3 protein-coding genes and 1 pseudogene are annotated in these 3,324 nt (G+C 65.6%); 2 read left to right on the plus strand and 2 right to left on the minus strand.

Annotated elements, in window-relative coordinates:
- Positions 1-230 (plus strand): annotated as a pseudogene (locus tag AC1DJT_RS35415) (5-methyltetrahydropteroyltriglutamate--homocysteine S-methyltransferase); the annotation flags it as partial.
- Positions 227-1,183: a VOC family protein gene (locus AC1DJT_RS35420; RefSeq protein ID WP_441504246.1), complete on the plus strand. Its 957-nt coding sequence runs from the start codon at positions 227-229 to the stop codon at positions 1,181-1,183. The pseudogene AC1DJT_RS35415 and the gene AC1DJT_RS35420, both read left to right, overlap by 4 nt.
- A gap of 100 nt (positions 1,184-1,283) precedes the next feature.
- Here AC1DJT_RS35420 and AC1DJT_RS35425 read toward each other — a convergent pair whose 3' ends face one another.
- Positions 1,284-2,372, minus strand: coding sequence for a DUF2218 domain-containing protein (locus tag AC1DJT_RS35425; RefSeq protein WP_441504247.1), 1,089 nt, complete (start codon positions 2,370-2,372; stop codon positions 1,284-1,286).
- Between the two features lie 52 nt (positions 2,373-2,424).
- A partial coding sequence (locus AC1DJT_RS35430) for an ABC transporter substrate-binding protein (protein ID WP_476835931.1) occupies positions 2,425-3,324 on the minus strand: 900 nt, incomplete at its 5' end.

Here is a 3,324-nt window from a genome sequence, read left to right on the forward strand (position 1 = left end):
GCAAGCAGGTCGTGCTGGGCCTCGTCACCTCGAAGTTCGGCAGCGTCGAGAGCAAGGACAACCTGAAGCGGCGGATCGAGCAGGCCTCGGCCTTCGCGCCCCTGGATCAGCTCTGCCTCTCGCCCCAATGCGGCTTCGCMTCCACCGAAGAGGGCAATGTGCTGGCGGAGGACGAGCAATGGGCCAAGCTGGCGCGCATCGTCGAGGTGGCGCAGGAGGTGTGGGGATGAGCCAGGAACCCTGTTTCGATATCGCTCATCTCGCCCATGTCGAGCTGTTCACGAACAAGCCGGAGGCCAGCCTCGACTTCTTCGTCAATATCCTCGGGCTGACCGAGAGCGGACGGGAGGGCGACAGCGTCTATCTGCGCGCCTGGGACGACTATGAGTTCCACACGCTGAAACTCACGGCCTCGACCACGACGGGGGTCGGCCATATCGGCTATCGGGCGACAAGCGAGACTGGCCTGATGCGCCGGGTCAACGCGATCGAGGCCATGGGKGCCGGCATCGGCTGGAACGACGGCGATCTCGGCCATGGCAAGGCCTACCGGTTCCGCGATCCCGACAATCATGTGTTCGAGATCTATTTCGACACCCAAAAATACGCGGCGCCGCCGCACGAACGGCCGGCGCTGAAGAACCAGGCGCAACGCAATCACGGTCGCGGCTGTGCTGTACGCCGTCTCGACCATCTCAATCTGCTGGCGCAGGACGTCGCGGTGATCCGCGATTTCATGCCGAAGGCCCTGGGCAGCCGCATCACGGAACAGATCGTGCTCGATTCCGGCGAGGTTGGCGGCTGCTGGTTCACCGTCAACAACAAGAGCTACGACATCGCCTATACGCGCGACCACACCGCGGCTCTCGGGCGCTTCCACCACCTCACCTATGCGGCCGACCAGCGCGAACACATTCTCGAAGCCGCCGACATCTTTCTCGAGAACGGCATTCACATCGAGACCGGGCCCCATAAGCACGCGGTTCAGCAGACCTTTTTTCTCTATGTCTACGAGCCCGCCGGCAATCGCATCGAGATCGCCAATGCCGGCGCACGCCTCATTCTCGATCCGGACTGGCAGACGGTGACGTGGACCGAAACCGAGCGGAAGAAGGGGCAGGCGTGGGGGCTGAAGACGATCGAGAGCTTCCACACGCACGGTACCCCGCCGGCCGCCGGATGAGTGGAGAAGGCGGCCGCGAGAGTTCGATCACCCGCTGGCGGCCCGAGCCCCGTCGCGCCCCGAAACGGAGGGCGGTCAGGCCCGGCGTAGTGCCGCAAATTCAGTCGGCTTGCCGGTCTTCGCTGATGCCGCGACGCCAATAGCTGACGATCAGATGATGATCGCGCTCGGGCCGCAGACGCTTGCGGGCGGCCATGCGAAGGGCCTTGAAGCCGGCATGTTCGAGCGCGGCCCAGAGATAGACGGTCGCCTCGTCCGAAGGCCACAGGACAGCGTCAAAGACGTCCTGGAGCAGTGTCGTGGTGCCGGCCTCGGCGCCCTGGCGATGCAGCCAGCGAATCTCCACACCGGCGGGGCAGACCAGGGCCTGCTCTTCACCGGCATCGGTGACTTCGATGAAAGCGAGGCCCCGTGCCGTTAGTGGCAGGTGGGCGAGCATGCGACCGATCGCAGGCAGCGCGGTCTCGTCGCCCATGAACAGATACCAGTCGGCCTCGCGCAAGCCACGTCCGCCGGGGCCTGCCATGCCGATGCGATCGCCCGGCCGGGCCCGCGCCGCGAAGGCTGCGCCGGGACCGGCATCCTCGTGCAGCACGAAATCGAGCGCGACCGTTCCCGCGACCGTATCGATCTCTCGGATCGTGTATTTGCGCACCGCCGGCGCCTTGTTTGCTTCCGGCAGACGCAAGATCCCATCCTCTCCGAATGTCGGCCATTCCGGCTCGGCCAGATCAGGCGGCGGCAGGAACAACCTGACATGCAGTGCCTCCAGGCTGTCGAACCTGGCAAGGTCGTCGCCCTGGAAGCTGATCCGGCGCATATGCGGCGAGATATCCCGAACGCCAGTCACAGTCAGGATGCGAAAACTCGATGGGATCGCCACGCCGCTGCCCGCTCCCGTCCAGGCGATCAGGGGAACGGCCTCGCCGCGCGGCGCAAACTCGATGATATGGCTCGCGATCGCCTGTTTGGCGCCCTGCAGGCTCGCCAAATCGGGGGCCTCGGCGCGCACGACGAGATGCCCGTCGCTGGACTGCAGCCGGCCGCGATAGCTGCCCAGCGCAATGATCGTCGCGCCCTCCTCCTGTGTGATCTCAGCCCCATGCTCGACGAGATGTTCGCAGAGCGGAGCGATGACGGCGTCCGGATCGGCCAGAGCGATCCGCGCGTGGGCAACGAGAGCGGTCATGGCAGGGCAACCTCGCGGGCAGCGGCGGGGGAGGCGGGATTTGCAGCGAAATTCATGGCTTTGCCGGCGGGCTTGCCAAGTCTTGCGGCTTTCCGCTTTGCGGCTCGAGCCAGAACGTTCCCTGTAGCGGGATCGCCGAGAAGCGCCGGGAGATCTCGTCCAGAGTCGCCTGCGGGTCGATATCGGCGAACAGCTGCGGATGGAACCACTTCGCCATCGCCTCGATCGCCGCGATATGGGTGGGGGTGTCGTTGAACAGATGCCAGAGACCATAGGCCTGGCCGTTCCTCACCGCCGTCAATGCCTTGAGGCCGGGACGAGCGAGCTGGGCTGCAAGGCTGCGCGACGCGACCTCGGCGGGAACGCCCAGACCCAGCACCAGCCCGCCGCTCTTTGCGAGATGGGTGCCGCCTGTCGCGATATAGATCGCCGGGTCAACAGCGAGAACCTGCTCGAGGCTGATCTGGCCTGTCGCTCCCGGCAGCAACGCTGCCGCGATATTTCTTCCGCCCGCGGCCGTGATGTAGTCGTCGAAGGTACCCTTTCCCGGCGAGAAGCAGCATTCGGCGCTTCCGGCATGCGCATGCATGAAGACGGACGGTCGCTCAACCGGACCAAGCCGCTGGGCGATGCGCTGTCTCCGGTCTTGGTAGAAGGTGACGAACTCTTCGGCCGCAGCCTCCCTGCCGATCGCCTTGCCGAGGATGCGCAGGCTGGGCATCGTGTCGCGGAACGGCTGCAGGAAGAAATCCACCACGATCACCGGGATGCCCGCCGCCTCGAATTTCGCGACGAGATCGCCAGGGCCGCGGCGCGTGCCGGCGATCGACAGGCTCAGAACGACCAGGTCCGGGGCAAGTTCGACCGCCTTCTCGAAGGAAAACCCGTCTGCGGTGCCGTCTCCGACAGTCGGCAGCGTCTCGATCGCGGGGAACCGCGCGCGGTACAGCGC

The sequence above is a fragment of the Allobosea sp. 05T422_2 genome (genome assembly GCF_056396265.1).